General features: G+C 41.8%; 1 protein-coding gene. It reads left to right on the forward strand.

Features of this window, described 5'->3' with window-relative positions:
• The first annotated feature begins 176 nt into the window (after positions 1-176).
• Positions 177-1,115, forward strand: coding sequence for an IS110 family transposase (locus tag Q7J41_RS11780; protein WP_304888320.1), 939 nt, complete (start codon positions 177-179; stop codon positions 1,113-1,115).
• The last annotated feature ends 252 nt before the right edge of the window (positions 1,116-1,367 follow it).

Genomic DNA, 1,367 nt, shown 5'->3' on the forward strand with positions numbered 1-1,367 from the left:
GTTCTAGTATGATAATAAATGAGACCCAGCAGACCGATTGGCGTAGTGGTCTCAAAGACCGTCGCAAAGCATGGGTCGCTGGGTCTGTCTGTGTATTGCCCGAACAGTTGTGTGGGCCATAGAGCCCGAATTCTGCTAGAACGGGCAACTTGATTATACAAAAAAGGAAGGGCAGAATGAGTGAAGAGTATTCAGGAATTGTTGGTGTAGATGTAAGCAAATCCCGTCTCGATATCTTTTTCAATGATGAATCATGGTCTATTCCAAATGTTTGGGCTTCAATCTCTAAACTTGCGATCAAGTTAGTTGATCTACATCCCAAACTGATCGTTGTAGAATCCACCGGTGGGTTAGAACATGCCCTCTTGACAGAGTTTTCATCACTTGGTCTTCCTGTGGCCTTGGTAAACCCACGAAGAGTTCGTGAGTTTGCACGGTCCATAGGGCAGTTAGCAAAAACTGACAAAGTGGATGCCAAGTTACTTGCTCGTTTTGGTGAAGCAGTGAAACCAGAACCAACCAAGATGCCAACCATAGAAGAACAACACCTTTCAGCTTTGATGGTACGCCGTCGACAAGTCATAGAAATGCTCACAATGGAAAAAAATCACCTGAATAGTACCCATCCTGTTACTCAAGATAGTGTCACCAAGATCATGGCATTACTCCAACATGAATTAGATGAATTAAATGGTCAGATCGATGAATACATAGATCAATTTCCTGAGTTCAAGAGAAAAGATGAAATCTTATGTTCAACTCCAGGCATTGGTAAAGTTACTTCGGCCATTTTACTTTCAGATCTTCCTGAGCTTGGATCTATTGATCGTAAGAAAATTGCATCTTTAGTGGGTGTTGCACCATTCAACAATGATAGCGGCCGTTTCCGAGGAAAAAGAAGAATAAAGGGTGGCCGACCTACTGTAAGAACAGTCCTTTATATGGCAACCATTTCTGCCATTAAATGTAATCCAGTCATCAGACCTTATTACAAGCACTTACTTGATAAGGGAAAGGTTAAGAAGGTCGCGATTGTGGCTTGTATGCATAAAATGCTCATTTATCTGAACTCAATTATTCGAAATTCTCTTACTCCTGAGCCTGTTTCTCCTTGACTTTCAACACAGTTGCTTTGCGAGATAATCTTTTCAGGGTCACTGTGACCCCCTTAAAAAACCACACCTCGCCTGTCACTATCTTCACATGCAAAACGCACTCAATCACACTAAACTATGACAAGTAAAAGTTTACAGATTGAGGTGCAGCATGCCAGAACAAAGCAAGTTTCGCAGTATCGTCGGAGAGATTCTCTCCCAACTCTTAAATGTACCGGTGCTATCCGGTTTATTGATCACATTTCTCTATTT

It is taken from the genome of Acetobacterium sp. (assembly GCF_030652775.1).
Lineage (GTDB): Bacteria > Bacillota > Clostridia > Eubacteriales > Eubacteriaceae > Acetobacterium.